The sequence below is a fragment of the Sphingomonas sp. genome (genome assembly GCA_019635535.1).
Taxonomy (GTDB): domain Bacteria; phylum Pseudomonadota; class Alphaproteobacteria; order Sphingomonadales; family Sphingomonadaceae; genus Allosphingosinicella.
On record JAHBZH010000001.1, the window covers coordinates 845,268 to 864,340 of the forward strand.

At 67.6% G+C, this 19,073-nt stretch carries 17 protein-coding genes; 11 read left to right on the top strand and 6 right to left on the bottom strand.

All coding sequences use genetic code 11. The features are described from left to right. Positions 1-27: 27 nt before the first annotated feature. Positions 28-255, top strand: a complete 228-nt coding sequence (locus KF780_04335) for a hypothetical protein (protein ID MBX3561024.1) — start codon at positions 28-30, stop codon at positions 253-255. Positions 256-258: 3 nt separating this feature from the next. On the opposite strand, the gene KF780_04340 is transcribed toward KF780_04335, so the two are convergent. Further along, positions 259-537, bottom strand: a complete 279-nt coding sequence (locus tag KF780_04340) for a hypothetical protein (protein ID MBX3561025.1) — start codon at positions 535-537, stop codon at positions 259-261. Between the two features lie 164 nt (positions 538-701). Between KF780_04340 and KF780_04345 the strand changes: the two genes are divergently transcribed. Further along, entirely contained in the window at positions 702-1,205 is a 504-nt protein-coding gene (locus tag KF780_04345; protein MBX3561026.1) for a CinA family protein, read from the top strand. After that, a complete protein-coding gene (locus KF780_04350) occupies positions 1,205-3,265 on the top strand; it encodes an NAD(+) synthase (protein ID MBX3561027.1) in 2,061 nt (686 codons plus the stop codon). The genes KF780_04345 and KF780_04350 overlap by 1 nt, the downstream gene beginning before the upstream one ends. A 121-nt stretch (positions 3,266-3,386) precedes the next feature. Here the strand turns inward: KF780_04350 and KF780_04355 are convergent, their stop codons facing one another. Then, positions 3,387-3,686 (bottom strand): hypothetical protein, encoded by a 300-nt coding sequence (locus KF780_04355; protein ID MBX3561028.1) that lies wholly within the window; start codon positions 3,684-3,686, stop codon positions 3,387-3,389. A gap of 163 nt (positions 3,687-3,849) precedes the next feature. Between KF780_04355 and KF780_04360 the strand changes: the two genes are divergently transcribed. From KF780_04360 to KF780_04390, 7 genes are all read left to right on the top strand, one after another. Next, positions 3,850-4,536 (top strand): hypothetical protein, encoded by a 687-nt coding sequence (locus KF780_04360; protein ID MBX3561029.1) that lies wholly within the window; start codon positions 3,850-3,852, stop codon positions 4,534-4,536. 104 nt (positions 4,537-4,640) lie between these two features. Beyond that, positions 4,641-7,901 (top strand): PD40 domain-containing protein, encoded by a 3,261-nt coding sequence (locus tag KF780_04365; protein MBX3561030.1) that lies wholly within the window; start codon positions 4,641-4,643, stop codon positions 7,899-7,901. 102 nt (positions 7,902-8,003) lie between these two features. After that, positions 8,004-8,285, top strand: coding sequence for a PilZ domain-containing protein (locus tag KF780_04370; protein ID MBX3561031.1), 282 nt, complete (start codon positions 8,004-8,006; stop codon positions 8,283-8,285). 368 nt (positions 8,286-8,653) lie between these two features. After that, complete coding sequence (locus KF780_04375; protein MBX3561032.1) at positions 8,654-10,153, top strand: aldehyde dehydrogenase family protein; 1,500 nt, start codon at positions 8,654-8,656, stop codon at positions 10,151-10,153. A 78-nt stretch (positions 10,154-10,231) separates the two neighbouring features. Beyond that, positions 10,232-11,239, top strand: a complete 1,008-nt coding sequence (locus KF780_04380; GenBank protein MBX3561033.1) for a hypothetical protein — start codon at positions 10,232-10,234, stop codon at positions 11,237-11,239. Positions 11,240-11,376: 137 nt separating this feature from the next. Further along, complete coding sequence (locus tag KF780_04385; protein ID MBX3561034.1) at positions 11,377-13,425, top strand: M13 family metallopeptidase; 2,049 nt, start codon at positions 11,377-11,379, stop codon at positions 13,423-13,425. A gap of 189 nt (positions 13,426-13,614) precedes the next feature. Then, positions 13,615-14,664, top strand: coding sequence for a hypothetical protein (locus tag KF780_04390; protein ID MBX3561035.1), 1,050 nt, complete (start codon positions 13,615-13,617; stop codon positions 14,662-14,664). Between the two features lie 17 nt (positions 14,665-14,681). Here KF780_04390 and KF780_04395 read toward each other — a convergent pair whose 3' ends face one another. The 4 genes from KF780_04395 to KF780_04410 are packed head-to-tail and all read right to left on the bottom strand — an operon-like array spanning position 14,682 to position 18,083. After that, a complete protein-coding gene (locus tag KF780_04395; protein MBX3561036.1) occupies positions 14,682-14,951 on the bottom strand; it encodes a DUF2171 domain-containing protein in 270 nt (89 codons plus the stop codon). Continuing rightward, positions 14,948-15,508 carry an NAD(P)H-dependent oxidoreductase gene (locus KF780_04400; GenBank protein ID MBX3561037.1) on the bottom strand — a complete coding sequence of 187 codons (561 nt, stop codon included), beginning with the start codon at positions 15,506-15,508 and terminating at the stop codon, positions 14,948-14,950. The genes KF780_04395 and KF780_04400 overlap by 4 nt, the downstream gene beginning before the upstream one ends. After that, on the bottom strand, positions 15,505-17,214 hold the full coding sequence (locus tag KF780_04405; protein ID MBX3561038.1) for an FAD-dependent oxidoreductase: 1,710 nt from the start codon (positions 17,212-17,214) through the stop codon (positions 15,505-15,507). Before KF780_04405 ends, KF780_04400 begins: the two co-directional genes overlap by 4 nt. Then, on the bottom strand, positions 17,214-18,083 hold the full coding sequence (locus tag KF780_04410) for an alpha/beta hydrolase (GenBank protein MBX3561039.1): 870 nt from the start codon (positions 18,081-18,083) through the stop codon (positions 17,214-17,216). The genes KF780_04405 and KF780_04410 overlap by 1 nt, the downstream gene beginning before the upstream one ends. Before the next feature lie 182 nt (positions 18,084-18,265). Here KF780_04410 and KF780_04415 point away from each other — a divergent pair, with 182 nt between their 5' ends. Next, a complete protein-coding gene (locus tag KF780_04415) occupies positions 18,266-19,060 on the top strand; it encodes a hypothetical protein (protein MBX3561040.1) in 795 nt (264 codons plus the stop codon). The last annotated feature ends 13 nt before the right edge of the window (positions 19,061-19,073 follow it).

The following is a 19,073-nucleotide window of genomic DNA, read 5'->3' on the forward strand; positions in this document are numbered from 1 at the left end:
TTCGCCGGTCAAATGGAAAGCCCTGTCATGAGCACGACTCTCATTCTCGCCGCGACCGCGTTGGCGATCACCGCCATGCTCTGTCTCGCCGCGACCCACGCCTGGCGGGGCTGGCTGGAGCTCAGGCGGCACGAGCTGGGCGCCCGCCCCGACGCCGCCGTCTCCGAAAGCGATGCCGGCCTGCGTATCGAGCTGGCCGCCGTGCGCGAGCGGCTCAAGAAGCTCGAGGAAATCGCCAGCGGCGTCGAACTCTGACGCTTAATCCACGCGCGAGTTGACCGGCGGCGGATCGCTCGCCGGGAAGCTCTCGTCGGAGGCCTGGTCGGTCCGTTCCCACTCTTCCGGCGGGTCGCGCATCGCTTCCGGCCCGGCCGAACGCGCCGCGCCGGGGCCTGGCGCGGTCTTGCCGCGCTTGTGGGCGGCGGCCGGGCGCTCGCCGTCGCGCGCGCGCCGGCCATAGGCGAACAGGGCCGCCCCGGCGGCGGCCACTGCGGCGCCGGCGGCGGCGATGACCGTGCGGTTGCGGGTCCATGTCATCAGCGGCTGATCCTCCGTCCCGTTGGTGTCGGCGCGCGGGCCGGGGCGCCGTGTCTTGGTGCTTGCCATGATCGTGCTTTCCGTTCTGATTGCGCGTCTGGAACAACCGGGGCTGGCGGCCGGTTCCGCCTGTCAAGGTGCCCGGTGCGCTTTTTGAGGACGAGATGGAGCAAGCCGCCGAAACCCTTTCACCGGTCCTGCCCGAGGAGTTGGAGGCCGCATTGCGCCGCTTGCTCGCCAAGGCGAGCGAGCGCGGCCTCGCCCTCGCCACGGCGGAAAGCTGCACCGGCGGCCTGCTCGCCTCGCTACTGACCGACGTGCCGGGCGTCGCCCATGTCTTCGATCGCGGCTTCGTCACCTATAGCGAAGCCGCCAAGGCGGACCTGCTCGGCGTCGATCCGGCGCTGATCGAGGCACAGGGCGCGGTGTCGCGCGCGGTCGCCATCGCCATGGCCGAAGGCGCGCTCGCCCGCTCCCGCGCCAACATCGCCCTTGCCATTACCGGCTTCACGGACAAAGGCGAGGAACCGGGGCTGGTCCATTTCGCCTGCGCGCGCGCCGGGCGTATGACGATGCACCGGGAGGAGCGCTTCGGCGTGGTCGGCCGCGGCGCGGCGCGGATCGCGGCGATCGGGACGGGCGTCGAGATGATGACGGAGATGCTGTGATGGCAAGGACCGGCAAGCCGCCATTCGGGGCGATCCACCGCCACGGCTTCGTGCGCGTCGCCGCCGCGAGTCCGCCGGCCTCGACCGGCGATGTGTCCTTCAATGTGGATCAGACGATCGCGCTGGCCCTCGAAGCCGCGAAACGCGGCGTCGATCTCGCCGTCTTTCCGGAGCTCAACATCTCCTCCTATGCGGTGGACGACCTGCATCTGCAGGACGCCTTACTCGATGCGGTCGAGTCCGGGATCGCGCGGCTGGCGAAGGAAACCGTCGATCTCGCCACCGTCCTCGTCGTCGGCGCCCCGCTGCGCCGCGCAGGCCGCCTCTACAATTGCGCGGTCGTGCTGGCGCGCGGCGTCATCCTCGGCGTCGTCCCCAAGACCTTCCTCCCCAATTACCGCGAATATTACGAGAAACGCTGGTTCGCCTCCGGCTCCGGCCTATCCGGGCTCGACATCGACGTGGCCGGGAAGACCGCCCCGTTCGGCGCCGACTTGATCTTCGCCGCCGAAGATCTGCCGGACTTCGTCTTCCATGCCGAGATCTGCGAGGATTTCTGGGCACCGCTGCCGCCCTCCACGCACGGCGCGCTGGCCGGCGCGCTGATCCTCGCCAATCTGTCCGCCTCCAACATCACGATCGGCAAGGCGGACGAGCGCAAATTGCTCTGCGCCTCGCAGTCCAGCCGCGCGCTCGCCGCCTACATCTTCTCCGCCTCCGGGCCGGGGGAGAGCACCACCGATCTCGCCTGGGACGGGCAGGGCTCGATCCACGAGCTGGGCGCGCTGCTCGCCGAAACCGGCCGCTTCGATCGCGCGGCGGAGCTCGCAATCGCCGACGTGGACGTGCAGCGCCTCAGGCTGGAGCGGCTGCGCAACGGCACGTTCAACGATTGCGCCCGCCTCGCCGGCGATCCCGAAACCCGCTTCCGCCGCATCGCCTTCGCGCACGCCCCCGCCTTCGCCGAGATCGGTCTCGAACGCACGCTTGCGCGCTTCCCCTATGTCCCGCACCGCGCCGAGCGGCTCGATCAGGATTGCTACGAGGCGTTCAGCATCCAGGTGCAGGGCCTCGCCCGCCGCTTCGAGGCCACATCGGGCAAACATCTCGTCATCGGCGTGTCGGGCGGCCTCGATTCCACCCATGCCCTGATCGTCGCCTGCAAGGCGTGCGACCAGCTCGGCCTGCCGCGCACCGCGATCCTCGGCTACACCCTGCCCGGCTTCGCCACCTCGGACGCCACCAAGGCCAATGCCTGGGCCTTGATGAACGCGCTCGGCGTCACCGGCGGGGAGATCGACATCAAACCCGCCGCCCGGCTTATGCTGGAGGATATCGGCCATGCCTTCGCGGACGGCGAGCCGGTGCACGACGTGACGTTCGAGAATGTCCAGGCGGGCCTGCGCACTGATTATCTCTTCCGCCTCGCCAATCAGCATGAGGGCTTCGTCATCGGCACCGGCGATCTTTCCGAAACGGCGCTCGGCTGGTCCACCTACGGCGTCGGCGACCAGATGAGCCATTACGGCGTCAATGCCGGCGTCCCCAAGACTTTGATCCAGTATCTGATCCGCTGGGTGATCAAGACCGGCCGTTTCGACGACGCGGCGAACCGGGTGCTGCAGGCGGTGCTCGACACCCGCATCTCGCCCGAGCTGGTGCCGGCCGGCGCGGACGGCGAGATGCAGTCGACCGAGGACCGGATCGGCCCCTATGAGCTGCACGATTTCTTCCTCTACCACATCCTGCGCCACGGCCTGCCGCCGTCCAAGGTCGCCTTCCTCGCCCACGAGGCGTGGAAGGACCGCGACGCCCAGCTCTGGCCGTTCGACTATCCGGAAAGCCAGAAGCGCACCTACGACCTGCCGACGATCCGCAAATGGCTGGAGGTCTTCCTCCACCGTTTCTTCGCCATCTCGCAGTTCAAGCGCAGCGCCATCCCCAATTCGCCCAAGGTCTCCGCCGGCGGTGCCCTCAGCCCCCGCGGCGACTGGCGCGCCCCCAGCGACGGCAATGCCAGGGCTTGGCTGGAGGAATTGCAGGCGGCGTTCGGGGATTAGGCGGCGGTCAGGGCCGCTGCCGAAGCCAAGTCGTCACCCCGGCGAAGGCCGGGGTCCAGTCCAAATATGAAAACGCGGCTCTGGTCTGGATACCGGCCTACGCCGGTATGACGAGTGGCCCTCAAGCCGCTTCGACCGCGAACAGGGTGACGCCCGCATATTTGTCGTCCGCCGGATCGAACAGATCCTCGCGCGCGAACACCCGCTCGGTCAGCGCCACCTCGCTCAGCCCCGCCAGCTTGAACGTGCCGAGCTTCAGTTCGCGCGGCGCCCGCTTGTCCTTCTCCAGCGCGACGGCATCGACGAACAGCTCGTCATGCCGCGTGTAGAGGATGTGCGGCGCCAGGATCATCCGCACCTTGTTGTACACGGCCTCCACGCACAGGTTGCGCGCAATCGCCTCAAGCAGAATCGTGTTCATGACACCGCTTTCTGGACTGTGCGGCGCCCGCGTTCAACGATTTTGTGCATTGCAACAGCATCAACCCGGAGCACCCTGCCTATGATCTATTCCTTGGAGCATGTAAGATAATGGTGCGCCGCAGCATAGTTTCGACTCCACAACGGTGAAGGAACGAGGCAGGTTGCGCGACATGCGAGAAATGCTTGATCGCTGGCTTGCTCGGGTGGGCAGTATCGCGGGCTTGTGGACTCTAGTCCCGCCAGCAGTGGTGGCCGGCTTGAGCGCGTATCTCGCGTCCGGGGTTAGTAGGATGCAAGCGCTCGGCCCGTTTGGCTGGCTTTCTGCCGGGCTCATTGCTTTGCTTGTCTATGCCGGTGTCACGGCGCTCTTCGCGCGAGCCAAGCTCTGGCGGATCGAGGCAAGGCATCAATCACGCTTGATGGGCGACAGTTCGCCTTTCGATCCCATGGATACCGTCTATCGGGACAAGCGTCTCTTTTTGAGAGATTTAGCGCCGCTCGGTCGGAGAGAGGTTAAAGGGAAAAAGTTCATCAATTGTGAGATCATCGGCCCCGGCAACGCCGTACTCGATATCCGATCCGGCGACAATCGGCCGTTCCCGACGATGAAAGACAATTGGTTCTACGATGTGAATTTCATTCAGATTGATTTGAACCAGGAAGGGGGGAGAACCCTTCACAACGTAGTATTTTTCCCCGATTGTGATTTTGAAGGTTGCAGCCTCTACACCATGAACCTGCTGTTTGTTCATCGCTCGAACGAGGGCTTCAACTGGATAACTCCAAGCGTAAGCGCCCCCACGCTAGCACTTGAGGCGAATCCGAAGGCGGAAACCGATGGAGAATGAACGCTTCGATGCCCTGCTAAGCGCCATCGCCCCCGCCTTGCCTGTCTCACCCGAATAGTGCACCGTCCCCCCATCCACGTCGCACCGATCCAGGGGGTTCTCACATGATCCGCAGCCTCGCCGCGCTTTCGCTCGTGCTCGTCTCCACCACCGCGCTGGCGCAGGGCCGGGCGGGGCGCGAGGCGCCGGCCTGGGATGTGAACGCGCCGCCGGGGCAGACAACGCGGCAGGTGCGGATCGCCGTGGACGAAGGCACCTGGATGAATCTCGACGTCAGCCCGGACGGGCGGACGATCGCCTTCGATCTCTTGGGGGACATCTACACCATGCCGATCGCGGGCGGCACGCCCCGGCGCATCACCTCCGGCCTCGCTTACGATCAGCAGCCGCGCTTCTCGCCGGACGGGAGCCGGATCGCCTTCACCTCCGATCGCGGCGGCGGCGACAATATCTGGGTGATGAGCCTCGACGGCTCGGGCGCCCGCGCCATCACCACCGAGACTTTCACCCTGCTCAACAACCCGACCTGGAGCCCGGACGGCCGCTTCATCGCGGCGCGCAAGCATTTCACCACGCAGCGCTCGCTGGGCACCGGCGAGATCTGGCTCTACCATGCCAGCGGCACGGGCAGCGGCGTCGCCCTGGTCGAGCGCCCCAATCCGCAGCACCAGAAGGAGCTGGGCGAGCCGGTCTTCTCGCCGGACGGGCGCCACATCTATTTCAGCCTGAACACGACCTCCGGCCCGATCTTCGAATATGCCCAGGATTCGAACCAGCAGGTCTTCGCCATCCAGCGCTACGACATGCAGACGGGCGAGCGGATGCAGATCGCCGGCGGCCCCGGCGGCGCGGTCCGGCCGCAGCCTTCGCCGGACGGGCGCTGGCTCGCCTTCGTCCACCGCGTCGGCGGGCAGAGCCGCCTCTTCGTGCGCGATCTGCAATCGGGCGCGCAGCGCCAGGTCTATGCCGATCTCGATCAGGACCTGCAGGAAACCTGGGCGGTGCACGGCGTCTATCCGAACATGGGCTGGACGCCGGACAGCAACACGATCCTGTTCTGGGCCGGCGGCAAGATCCGCCGGGTCAACGTGGACGGCTCCGGCGCGGCGGAGATACCGTTCCGGATCGACGACACCCGCGTCGTGATCGATCCGCCCCAGCCCCGTGTCGAGGTCGCGCCGGACAGCTTCTCCACCCGCATCCCCCGCTTCGCCTCCGTCTCGCCGGACGGCGGCCGCGTGGTGTTCGAGACATTGGGCCGGCTCTACATCCGCGACATGGCGGGCAATGCCGCCCCGCGCCTGCTCACCGCGCCGGACGGCGATTTCCAGCTTTTCCCGTCCTGGTCGCGCGATGGCAGCCGCATCGTCTTCGTCTCGTGGAACGATCAGCGGCTCGGCGAAATCCGTACTGTCGCGGCAGACGGCTCGGGCCTCGCCACGGTGACGCGCCAGCCCGGCCATTATCGCCGCCCGCGCTTCTCGCCGGACGGCGCGACCATCGTCTACGAGGCGAACGGGGCGGGCAGCCTCACCTCGTCGCGCTGGGCGGAGGCGAACGGCATCTACCGCGTGCCGGCGGCGGGCGGCGATGCGGTCCGCATCCTTGCCAGCGGCTCCAACCCGCATTTCGGCGCGACGGCCGACCGCGTCTTCCTGGAGGTGGTCGAGCAGCAGAAGCGCAAGCTGGTCAGCGTCGATCTCGCCGGCGGCAACCGGCGCGAACATGCGCAGGGCGACATGGTGACCGGCTATGAAGTCTCGCCCGATGGCGCGACGCTCGCCTTCACCGAGAATTACAACGTCTTTGCGACGCCCTTCTTCACTGGCGTCGGCATGCTGAACCTGTCGGCGCGCGGCGGCCAGATGCCGGTGACGCGCGTCACCCGCGACGGCGGCGCCTATCCGCACTGGACGGCGGGCGGCCGCAGCCTCGCCTGGAGCCTCGGCCCGACCCTCTACAGCGCCGCGACCTCGGCCTTGCTCCGCCCCGCGCCGGGCGGCGAGGCGTACAGCCCGCCGCGCGCCGGCACCTCGCTCGCCATGCAGGTCAGCGCGGACCGGCCGGAGGGCGTGACCGCTCTGGTCGGCGCGCGCATCGTCACCATGGCGAATGTGGACGGCGGCGTGATCGAGGACGGCGTGATCGTGATCGACGGCAACCGCATCCGCGCCGTCGGCCCGCGCGGCGCGGTCGCGATCCCCGCCGGGGCGCGCCAGGTCGATCTCGCCGGACGCACGATCATCCCCGGCCTGATCGACGGCCATGCCCATGGCGCGCAGGGCGCCGACGATCTGATTCCGCAGCAGAACTGGTCGGCCCATTCCCACCTCGCATTGGGCGTCACCACCGTCCACGATCCCTCCAGCACGGCGAGCGAAATTTTCGCCGCCGCCGAGATGCAGCGCGCCGGCCTGATCCTCGCCCCGCGCACCTTCTCCTCCGGCGAGATCGTCTACGGCGCGCGCGCGCCGTTCCGCTATGCGCTGATCGACAGCTATGAGGACGCGCTCGGCCACGTCCGCCGGCTGCGCGCCGAGGGCGCCCATTCGATCAAGAACTACAATCAGCCGCGCCGCAACCAGCGCCAGCAGGTCGCCGCCGCCGCGCGGGCGGAGAATATCATCGTCGTGCCGGAAGGCGGCTCGCTCTTCTCGATGGACATCACGCTCATCCAGGACGGCAATACGACGGTCGAGCACAATATCCCGCAGCAGCGCTTCTACGACGACGTGGTCAGCCTTTTCCGCCAGAGCCGGGTGGCTTACAATCCCACGCTCGTCGTCACCTATGGCGGCCTGGCCGGCGATCCTTACTGGAGCCAGGCGACGCAGGTCTGGAACCATCCCCTGCTCAGCCGCCACACGCCGCCCGACATCCTCGCCGGCCGGGTGCGCGCCACCACCGCGCCGCCGGAGCAGTTCGTCGATCAATATTCGGGCCGTGAATCGGTGCGCCTGTCCCGCGCCGGCGTGCCGGTCGCGATCGGCGGGCACGGCCAGCAGCCCGGCCTCGCCGCCCATTGGGAGATCTGGAGCTTCGTGCGCGGCGGCGCGACGCCGGTGGAGGCGCTGCGTTTCGCGACGGCCGAGGGCGCGCGCATCTACGGCTTCACCGATATCGGCAGCCTGGAGCCGGGCAAGCTCGCCGATCTCGTCATCCTGGAGGCCAATCCGCTGGAGGACATCCGCAACACCGAACGGATCGAGCATGTCATGCTGAACGGCCGCCTCTACGAGGCCGCGACCTTGAACGAGACGGTCACCGGCGACCGCCGGCGCCAGCCCTATCACTGGGAGCAGGAAGGTGGCGCCGGGGCGTCCGCCAATGGCGAGAGTCTTGCACTGGGACATGCGGGACACTGAAGGGTCGCCGCTCATCTTTCGGTAAGCCTTTGACGTCATAGTGCGCCCACAAGCCTGGGGTGGGACGCTATGGCGACACATGCTTTTCAGTTGTCCGGGGACATGGTGACGCGGCTCGAACCGCGCACCGCCGATCACCGTGGCGAGGATCGCCACGAAGGCATGGTCGATTGCGCGACCCTCACCTTCCGCGGCGCCTATTTCGTCGTGCCGGTGGTCAACATCTCCTCGCGCGGGGCAATGATCGAAAGCGATCTGATCCCGCGCCTGGGCGAGAATGTCGTGATCCGCTTCGAAGCGTGCAGCCCGATCCAGGCCTTCGTCCGCTGGGTCCGCGACGGCCGCATCGGCATCAATTTCGGCGGCGAACTGACGGTCGGCTGAGCCTGCCGGATCGACCGGCCCAATGCGCGGTGTGATCGCATCAAGCTTAGAGCCACCCCGCTTCCAATGTAGGAAATCCTCTGTCACGCTCGCCCCGAATCGGGGTTTCTACTCCCCGCTTCGCCGGCTCTTTGAACCGTCCGTCTCGCCGCGAAAAAATCTCGCGGCACACCATCGCGCATATGGGCGATGATGCTGAATTTTCGCACCGCGGCTCCCCCTCCGGCGACCCCGCCAAAACACCCCCCACCCTGTCAACTTTGTAAACTTAGCAGAGGGCGGACCGGTGTTGGGAATCCGCGCGGCGAGCCCTTATACTGTCCGCGACGCCTCCCTTTCGGAGGCCCGAGAGGACCCGCATGAACGAGATGACCCGCATCGCCGCCCAGCCCGCCTACAGCGACGCGGCCCAGGCCTTCCTTGCTCGCGCGCCCCGCCTGTTCATCGGCGGCGAGTGGGTGGATTCGACGCATGGCGAGACCATCGCCGTCTTCGATCCCTCGACCGGCAGGGAGATCGCCCGGGTCGCCGACGCCTCCGATGCCGATGTGGACCGCGCCGTCGCCGCCGCCCGCATGGCATTCGACGACGGCCGCTGGTCCGGCCTGCCGCCCTATCGGCGCCAGCGGATCATCGAAAAGCTCGCCGATCTTCTGGAAGCCGAGATGGAGGCCTTCGCCGAGCTGGAATCGATCGACAACGGCAAGCCGAAAGGCGCGAGCCTCGGCTACGATCTCCCCACCTGCGTGCGCACCCTGCGCTATGTCGCCGGCTGGGCGACCCGCATTTCGGGCGAGCAGGTCGATCCCGCCGCGATGCCGTCCGGCGCCTTCCACGCTTATGTCCGGCGCGAACCGGTCGGGGTGTGCGCGCAGATCGTGCCGTGGAATTTCCCGCTGATGATGGCGGTGCAGAAGATCGCGCCCGCGCTCGCCGCCGGCTGCACGATCGTGCTGAAGCCCGCCGAGCAGACCCCGCTCACCGCGCTGAAGCTGGGCGATCTTATCGCGGAGGCCGGCATCCCGGCCGGCGTGCTCAACATCGTCACCGGCAACGGCCACACAGCCGGCGACCGGATGGTCCGTCATCCGGATGTCGACAAGGTCGCCTTCACCGGCTCGACCGAGGTGGGCAAGCTCATCAACCGCAACGCGACCGACACGCTGAAGCGCGTGACGCTGGAGCTGGGCGGCAAGTCCCCGGTTATCGTCCTGCCCGACGTGGACGTGGGCGCGACCGCCAAGGGCGCTGCGACCGCCATCTTCTCCAATTCCGGCCAGGTCTGCATCGCCGGCTCGCGCCTCTTCGCCCACCGCGATGTCTTCGACCCGCTGATCGAGGCGATCGCCGCCGGCGCGGCCAGGCTGAAGGTCGGACCCAGCCTCGATCCCGCCACCCGGATGGGTCCGCTCGTCTCGACCGAGCAGCATGAGCGCGTCCTGTCCTACATCGATTCCGGCCGGAAGGAGGGCGCCTCCGTCCTGTTCGGCGGCGATGCCCCGGCAGGTGACGGCTATTATGTGAGCCCGACGATCATGGTGGACGTGAAGCCGGAGATGAAGATCGTCCGCGAGGAGATATTCGGCCCCGTCCTCGCCGCCACCCGCTACGACGATCTCGACGAGGTCGCGAAGGCGGCGAACGACACGCCCTACGGCCTGGCCGCGACGATCTGGACCCGCGACGTCTCCGCCATGCACCGGCTCGCCGCGAAGCTGAAGGCGGGCATGGTCTGGGGCAATTGCGCCTCGGCCGCCGACGTGACGCTGCCCTTCGGCGGCTACAAGCAGTCCGGCCTCGGCCGCGAGAGCGGGCGCTCCGGGATCGATGCCTATACGGAACTCAAGACGGTCGCGATCGCTCTGTAGCGGCGGCCGGCCCCACGGCCGCTTGATCGGCGCCGCGCGCGGGTGCATCCCCGCGCGGCTCCATGCGAGGATTTGTCCATGCGTCTGTCTTTCTGGTTGCCTGTCGTCATCGCCGCGATCGCCGTCCCGCCCCTGATGGCGCAAGAGGCGGGACAGTCCGATGCGCCGTCTCCGGCCGGCCTGTCCGATCTGGCCGATACGCTGCGCGATCTGGACGACGCGGTGCCGCAGGAGGCCGAGCCGGAGCCCGATACCGAGGCGACGCCTGCGGTTCCTCCCGCCGAGGCCGAGGCAGCGTCCGCGGCTCTCCAGACGCCGTCCGAGCCGCCGCCGCCACTGACCCGGGAACAGGCCACCCAGCTTGTCGCTGCCGTCCGGCGCGGGCAGCAGCTCGCCGCCATCGCGCGCGCCGGCATCATCGCCACCCAGGACATGCTGAGCCGCGTGTCCGATCCGGAAGGGGCGGGCATCGCCGGCTGGATCGCCGAGCCGGAGGGCAATGCCACCCAGGTCATCTTCTATGCGCATGGCGGAGAGGGCGGCGATCCCGTCGCGGTCTACCGTGCCAACATCATGGGCCCGCGCGTCGTCTCGCGCGAGATCTTCACCGGGGCCGATCGCCCGGCGCTCAATCCGATCGAGGCGCGCATGGCCCGGGCGCGAGACGCCACGGACGCGCTCGATCATCAGACCTGTGGCGGGCAGGCGTTCAACGTCTTCGTCATTCCGCCGGAATCGGCGAGCGCGCCGGTGGACGTCTATCAGATCAGCCCGGCGACCCGGCGCGGCCATTTCCCGCTTGGCGGTCATTTCCGCTCCACGATCGCGGCCGACGGCACGGTTTCCGACGAACGCGGCTTCACCAACAGTTGCGTCGATCTGGAAGCGCCGCCCGTGCCGGAGGGGCAGCAGCCCCGGCCGATCGCCTTCACCCATCTGCTCGATCCCCTGCCGACCGAGGTCCACGTCTTCCTGTCGCAATGGATCGGGCGGCCGCTGCTGGTCGTGGCGGGCGAGCCGCAGCGCATCTTCCTGGTCACCGGCGATCGCATCGCCGAGGTCCGCGATGCGCCGTCCGGGCGCTGACCGGCGAAAGTTCGCAAGAACGATCAGGCGCATCCGCCGAAAAGGTCTTGCCAAGCGCTGTCCGGCGCGGAAGGCATGCGCGCGGGGACGCTATTTGGGGCGGTCGGCGCATGCCGGCCGTGCGGGAGATTTTTACAATGAAGACATCACGTTTGGCGCTGCTGGCTGCCACGGCTCTTGTCGTCGCCGCGCCGGCCCTGTTCGTCCATGACGCCGCAGTTGCGGCGCAGGGCAAGGCCAAGGCCAGGGCGCATTATGGCGATTTCGGCCTTGATCTCGCGGCGCGCGATCTGTCCGTTCGCCCGGGCGACGACTTCTTCGCGCATGCCAACCGGACCTGGCTCGCCAACACGCCGATCCCGGCCGATCGCACCTCCTACAGCTTGTGGACCGTGCTCGACGAACAGATCGAGCAGCAGCTGCGCGCGATCGTCGAAAGCGCCGGGACCGATCCGGTCGGCCAGCGGGTCGGCGATTTCTATGCGAGCTGGATGGACGAGGCGGCGCTGGAGCGGCGCGGTCTCGAAGGCGCGCGCCCGTGGCTGGACCGCATCGCCGCCGTGCGCGATCGCGCCGGCCTGCTGGAGATATTCGCGACGCAGGGCTATCCGGCACCGATCGGGATCGGCATCATCCCGGATCCCGCCAATCCCACGCGCTACACCGCCTTCGCCGGTCAGGCCGGACTCGGCATGCCCAATCGCGATTATTATCTGCGCGAAGGCGAGCAGTTCGATCGCTACCGTGCCGCCTATCGCGATTATGTCGCGACCATTTTGCGCCTTTCCGGCGATGCCCGGGCGGAGGCGAAGGCCGATGCCATCGTCGCGCTGGAGCGGCGGATCGCGGAGGCGCACTGGACGCCGGAGCGCAGCCGGGACATCCGTTCCATCTACAATCCGATGGACCGGGAACAGCTTACCGAGCTCGCCCCGCAATTCGATTGGCCGGCGACGATGGCGCGGCTCGGCCTTGGTGACGTGCCCAGCGTGGTCGCCGCGCAGACGACGGCGATCGCCGCGATCGGTACGATGCTCGACGACGTGCCCCTCGACACGTGGAAGGCATGGACGACCTTCCATTTCCTCAACACATATGCGGCTTATCTGCCGCGCGCGTTCGACGCAGCGAATTTCAACTTCTATTCCCGGACCCTGCGCGGCGTCGAAGAGCAGCGCGACCGGTGGAAGCGCGGCCTGAACCTGCTCAACGGTACGATCGGCGAGGCTGTCGGCGAAATCTATGTCCGTCGCCACTTCCCGGCCGAGAGCCGCCGCCAGATGACCGAGCTCATCGACAATCTGCGCGCCGCGTTTCGCGAGCGGCTGGAGCGGCTCGACTGGATGGACGATGCCACCCGCGCTCAGGCGCTGGCCAAACTCGACACGTTCGAGCCGCGCATCGGCCATCCGGAACGCTTCATCGATTACACGCCGATCCGGATCGAGCGCAGCGATCTCATCGGCAATGTGATGCGCGCCGGCGAGTTCAACTGGAACCTGCAGGTCTCGCGGCTGGGCGGGCCGGTCGACCGCGGCCTGTGGAACATGAACCCGCAGACGATCAACGCCTCCTACAATCCGCTGATGAACCAGATCACCTTCCCGGCCGGCATCCTGCAGCCGCCTTTCTTCGATCCCAATGCCGACCCGGCGGTGAATTACGGCGCGATCGGCGCGGTGATCGGTCACGAGATCGGCCACGGCTTCGACGATCAGGGGCGCCGCTTCGACGCGCAGGGCCGCATCCGCGATTGGTGGACGGCGACGGCGGGCGAGCGGTTCGGCGAGCGCACGGCGCGGCTCGGCGCGCAATATGACGCCTATGAGCCGCTGCCGGGCCTCAACGTCAACGGTGCGCTGACGATGGGTGAGAATATCGGCGATCTCGGCGGCGTCGAAATGGCCTATGCCGCCTATCGCCGCCATGTCGCCCAGCATGGCGAACCGCCGGTGATCGGCGGACTGACCGGCGATCAGCGCTTCTTCCTGTCCTGGGCGCAGGTCTGGCGCAGCCAATATCGCGAAGGCACGCTGCGCGAGCGGGTGCTCACCGATCCGCACAGCCCGGCCGAGTTCCGGGTCAACGGCGTCGTTCGCAATGTCGATGCCTGGTACAGGGCGTTCAATGTCCAGCCCGGCGACCGGCTTTATCTGCCGCCGGAGCAGCGCGTCCGTATCTGGTGACCGATGGCGGAGGAGTGCGCACCGGCGCGCGCTCCTCTCCGTCATTTGTGCAACGCCGGTCGTTGCCACGCGGATCCGATGGGGGAAGGTGCGCGCGGCGAGGTGAATCGGCGCTTCGTCGAACGATGCGCGCCGTGTTGGCGGGGTCCGCCGCATCGGCGGCGAGGAAGTCCGGAGGGTTGACTGCACGTGCCGCGTATCGCCGATCTGGTCGCCAAGCCAGCCTGGCTGCTCCACGAAATGGACATCGGGGCCGATCGGATCGTCTTCCTTCCGGTCGCCCGTCATGTGCTGGAGCGCGCCAATTTCCTTGACGGGCGCATGGAGATCGCGGTCGGCGAGCCTGTTGTCCTGTCGGTCAAGGAAGCGCTCGCCCTTAAGCTCTCCGCGCCGACCGAGCCGGATCGCTTCATCTTCCATGTCTCCTTCTGCGGCTCCACCTTGCTGACCAGGATGCTGGAACGACCCGGTCGGGTGTTGGCGCTCCGCGAGCCGCACGGGCTGGTCGGCCTCGCCGACTGGCAGGCGAAACACGCGCGCCGCCGGGATCAAAGAGTGCCGCGCCTCGCCGATTTCGCGCGGGCGAGCCTGCGCCCGCGCTGGCGGCGGAGCGAGCGGGTGATCGTGAAGCACACCAACTGGGTCAACAATCTGCTGCCCGCGCTGTGCGTCGCGGATGTCCGGCCGCTGTTCATCGGCATCGCCCCGCGCACCTTCCTGCGCGCCGTGTTCCGGGGCAATCGCGATCGTGTCGCTTATACGATGCTCGCCGCCAGGCATTTCGCCGCCGCTCTACCGGCGGACACGGCTTTGCTCGCCGCGGCGGTCCGCGACCTGCCCGATCCGCTCGATCAGGCCGCCGCGATGACGCTCGTCGCTCTGCATCTTCAGCTGCGCGCCTTCCACGCGGCGATGGCGGCGGGCGGCTGGGGGCCGGAGCATGTGATCAGCTACGAACGGATCGTCTCGGCGCCCTTGGAGACGGCGCAAGCCGTCAGCCATGCGCTCGATCTCGGCCTCACCGGCAACGAGATCGCCGAGAGTATCGCGCGCAACGCGGATCGCGACGCAAAGCTCGCCGGCCACAGCTTCTCGGCCGAAGGGCAGGACGGCGTGAACCACGCGATCGAATATGCCCATGGCCGCCATTTCGATGCCGCTATGGCCTGGGCCGCCGTCACCGTTCCCGGCTGGAGCACCGGGGCGCCGGACACCGCGTCGCGGAGCGCGGCCGGCTGATCGCCGGCCGTCCCGGTTCAGCCGGCCTTCTCTTCCTCGAACAGGACAGCGACGTCGCCGTTCGCGGACAGGCGAACCGTGTCGCCTTCGACCCCGGCGATGAGGCCTTCGGACAGGTAATGATGGTGGCCTTCGTGGCTGCCCTGGCCGCTGTCCTTCTTGGTCAGCTTGATCCGGTTGCCATCGATCCGGTCGACCGTGCCGACATGCACGCCGTCCGCGCCGATCACTTCCATGCCTTCCTTCACAGCGTCGATGCCCATGATCGTTCTCCTCGGATGGTTCATCCGCCCCGAAACCGCTCCACCCACAACGCGAAGGCCGCCAGATATTTCCCGAGATAGGTGCGGGTCGCCGCGTCGGTCAGCGCGCCGTTCTCGGCGAACTTCTCATGCGCCCGATAGACCAGCAATTCGGGCTGCGGCATGCAGAAGCTGTCGGTGAACTCGAAGGCCTGGCGGAGCTGGCTCTGGCCGCGTGCCGTGCCGGTCATGCTGGGAGAGGCGCCGATCAGCCCGACCGGCTTGCCGCCCAGCACGGCGCCGCGTGGCGGGCGCGAGGCCCAGTCGACCGCATTCTTCATCACGCCCGCCACGCCGTGATTATATTCGGGCGTCGCGAAGAGGACGCCGTCGGCGCGCGCGATCGCTTCCTTCATCGCCGCGACGCCAGGCGGATCGCCCGCCGCCTCGACATCGCCATTGTAGAGCGGCACGTCGGCGAGATCGAAAATCTCGATCCGCATATTGTCAGGCGCCAGCTCGGCGGCCGCGTGGAGCAAGGCGCGATTGTAGGAGGCGACCCGCAGGCTGCCGGCGATGCCGGTAATGGCGAGATGCGTCATTCGGCCATTTCCCGCGCCGGCGCGGCCGGCGTCAAGGCGGGCGGGGGAAGATCGGCCAAGTAGCGGTGGATCGCCGCGACGACCTGAGCGCCGTCGCCCACCGCGGCCGCCACGCGCTTGACCGAGCCCGATCGCACGTCGCCGACCGCGAAGATGCCGCGCCGGCTGGTCTCCAGCGGGAGACGGTCCTCGCCCGCCTCGGCGCCCGTCAGCACGAAGCCGTGCGCATCGCGAGCCAGGCCGGATTGCGCCAGCCAGTCGGTATTGGGCTCGGCGCCGATGAACAGGAAGAGCTGCCGCACCGCGCGCCGCGCTTCCTCTTGCGATCCGCGCCGGCACCAGCGTATCGCCGAGAGCGCGCCGTCCGCCCCTTCCAGCGCGCAAATCTCCGTGCCGGTCACGACCTCGACATTGTCGAGGCCCGCGATCCGCTCGACCAGATAAGCGGACATGGTTTCTTCCAGCGGCCGCCGGGTGAGCAGGGTCACATGGCCGGCCTGCCCGGCGAGGAAGACGACCGCCTGCCCGGCCGAATTGCCGCCGCCGACCAGCGCCACATTCTGCCTGTCGCAGAGCCGCGCTTCCAGCGGCGAGGCCCAATAATGGACCGACGTCCCCTCGAATGCGTCGAGATCGCGCACGTCGAGCCGGCGGTAGCGCGCGCCGGTCGCGATCACCGCCGCGCGCGCCTGCACCCGCTCGCCATTGGCCAGCAGCAGGTGCAGCGGATCGTTGCCGCACTCCATCCGCACCGCCTCGTCCGGTATCGCCATCTCGACGCCGAACTTCTGGGCCTGGCTGAAGGCGCGGCCGGTCAGCGCCATGCCGGAAATGCCGGTCGGGAAGCCGAGATAATTCTCGATCCGGGCGGACGCCCCCGCCTGGCCGCCGAACGCCCGGCAATCGAGCACCAGCACGGATAGCCCTTCCGAGGCCGCATAGACGGCGGTCGCCAGCCCGGCGGGTCCGGCCCCGACCACCGCGACGTCGTAGAGCTTGTCGGGGTCGATCGCCTCGACCATGCCGATGCAGCGCGCCAAGGCATTTTCGGTCGGATTGCGCAAGATTTGCCCGCCCGGGCAGAGCACGATCGGCAGCTCCTCCGGCTCGACCCGGAAGCGCGCGATCAGCGTGTCGGCCGCCTCGTCCTCGGCGGGGTCCAGGCTCTGATGTGGATGGCCATTGCGCCGCAGGAAATTTTCGAGCCTGAGCACATCGCCATGTTCGGCCGGTCCGACGATGATCGGTCCCGCCCCGCTCTCGATCAGATTCACCCGCCGCAGGATCAGCGCGCGCATGATCCGCTCGCCGAGATCGGCCTCGGCGGTGAACACGGCGCGCAGCTTGTCGGGCGGGATGAGCAGCAGCTCGGTCTCGCGCACCGCCTCGGCATCGACCAGCGAGGCGCGGCCGGACAATTGCGCCAGCTCGCCCATGAAGCCGCCCGGCAGGTGGGTAACGATCGGGATTTCACGGCCGGTCTCGTCGCACTGCCAGATTTCGACCGCGCCGGAGAGGACGATGGCGATGCCGTGGCCGCTCTCGCCGGCCCGCGTCACCGCCTCGCCCTCCGCATAAGTGCGCGGCATCCCGAACCGGCGAAGGCGGGAAACCTCCGCCTCCGTCAGCGTCGGGAACATCTGCGCGCCGCGCGTCGCGATCGTGGTGCGCGCCGGATCGTCGCTGGGCGCGGTTTCCTCGCTCATTAGGATGCGGGCGTGACGATCAGGCTTTCCGTTCCGGTCGGCAGCGACAGCGTTTCGAGGAAAGCGAGCAGATCGGCATTGAATGCGTCCGGATGAGTCTGCGGATAGCCATGATTGCCGCCCGGCCATTCCTTCAGCGTCGCGCCGGGCACGAGCTTGACGGCAGTGCGCGCCGCCGCGTCGATCGGCACGATCTGATCGTCGGTGCCGTGCAGGAAGAGGGTGGGGACGTCCACTTTCCTCAGGTCGCCGCTGTAATCGACCTCGGAAAATTCATGGATGCAGTCATATTGACCTTTCAGGCCGCCCATCATGCCCTGCAGCCAGAAACTCTCGCGCAGCCCTTCCGAAACCTCCGCCCCGTCGCGGTTGAAACCGTAGAAGGGGAGGGTGAGGTCCTTGAAGAATTGCGCCCGATTGTCACGCGTACCCTTACGGATGCCATCGAACACGTCGATCGGCAGGCCGCCCGGATTGGCGTCGGTCTTCACCATGAGCGGCGGCACGGCGCCGACCAACACCAGACCGGCGATCCGCGCCGTGCCGTGGCGACCGATATAGTGTGTCACTTCGCCGCCGCCGGTCGAATGGCCGACCAGGACGAGGTCGGTGAGGTCGAGCATCTCGATGAGCTCGGCCAGGTCGTCGGCATATTGGTCCATATGATTGCCGTCCCAGGTCTGGGAGGATCGGCCATGGCTGCGCCGGTCATGCGCGATCACGCGATAGCCCTTCTCGCCGAAGAACAGCATCTGGTTGTCCCAGGCGTCGCCGGTCAGCGGCCAGCCGTGGGAGAAGAGGATCGGGCGACCCGAGCCCTGGTCCTTGTAGAAAATCTCGGTGCCGTCGCGGGTGGTGATCGTCGCCATGTCGGTATCTCCCGTGCGAGGATGCCGCCGCACCCGTCTCGGAGCCGCACCGCGAGTCGGGACGATCGGTGCGCCGAAATTATCACGGATCGCGTGACGCGCCCATGACCTGTGAAGGTTGCATGGGCTGGACTTGATCATGGCGCCCATTCAGTCGATCCTTTCGGCAAAGAGGAGGGCGAATGCGTATAGCGGCATTATTGGTCTGGCTCGTCGCGGCGGCATGGACGCCTGCTTTTGCCCAATCCGATGAAGAGTCCGCGCGTATCGCCTGGACGCTTGAACGCGGCCGCCTCTTGTTCGAGATCGATCGCGCCGCCTGGGTCACGACCGACGATCTCACCGCGCGGGTCGGCGACCTGAATCGCGCCGGCGTGCGCGGCTGGACGGTGGAGCGCGAAGACGACGGCTACCGCGTCATTTATTATATCGGCGAAGGCGAAGCCCGCGTCGCGCTTTATCATGGACGGGTCGAGAACAGGCGAGTCGTATCGGCGGAAGTCTTTCCCGCAGGCGCCCGTCCCCCATTAACGGTCATTCAGCACCGGCTCGCCGATGCCCGTGGGGCGGTCGGGCGGATGGAGTTGCGGGCTTGCGCATCTTCGGGGCTCAATCTCGCCATCATCCCGCCCGACGTTTCGGACGATCCGCTGGATATTTATGTGCTGACTCCGCAGGCCCAGAGCGGTGTCTATCCATTCGGCGGGCATAGCCGCGCCACCGTTTCTGCGAACGGCGAGATCGTGTCGCAGCGCGCCTTCACCAACAGTTGCATAAACGTGAGTGACGGCACCGACGGGGAAGGAGGGAGGCCGGTGGCCTTGTTAATCACCCATTTGCTCGATCCAGTGCCGACTGAGATCCATGTTTTTCTCTCGATCTGGATCGGGCTTCCAATTTATGTCAGCACCGCCGAACCCCAACGCGTATGGGAAGTGACGGCCGAGCATATCCGGCTTGTTGACCAACCCCGCTGAACCGAAAGGGACA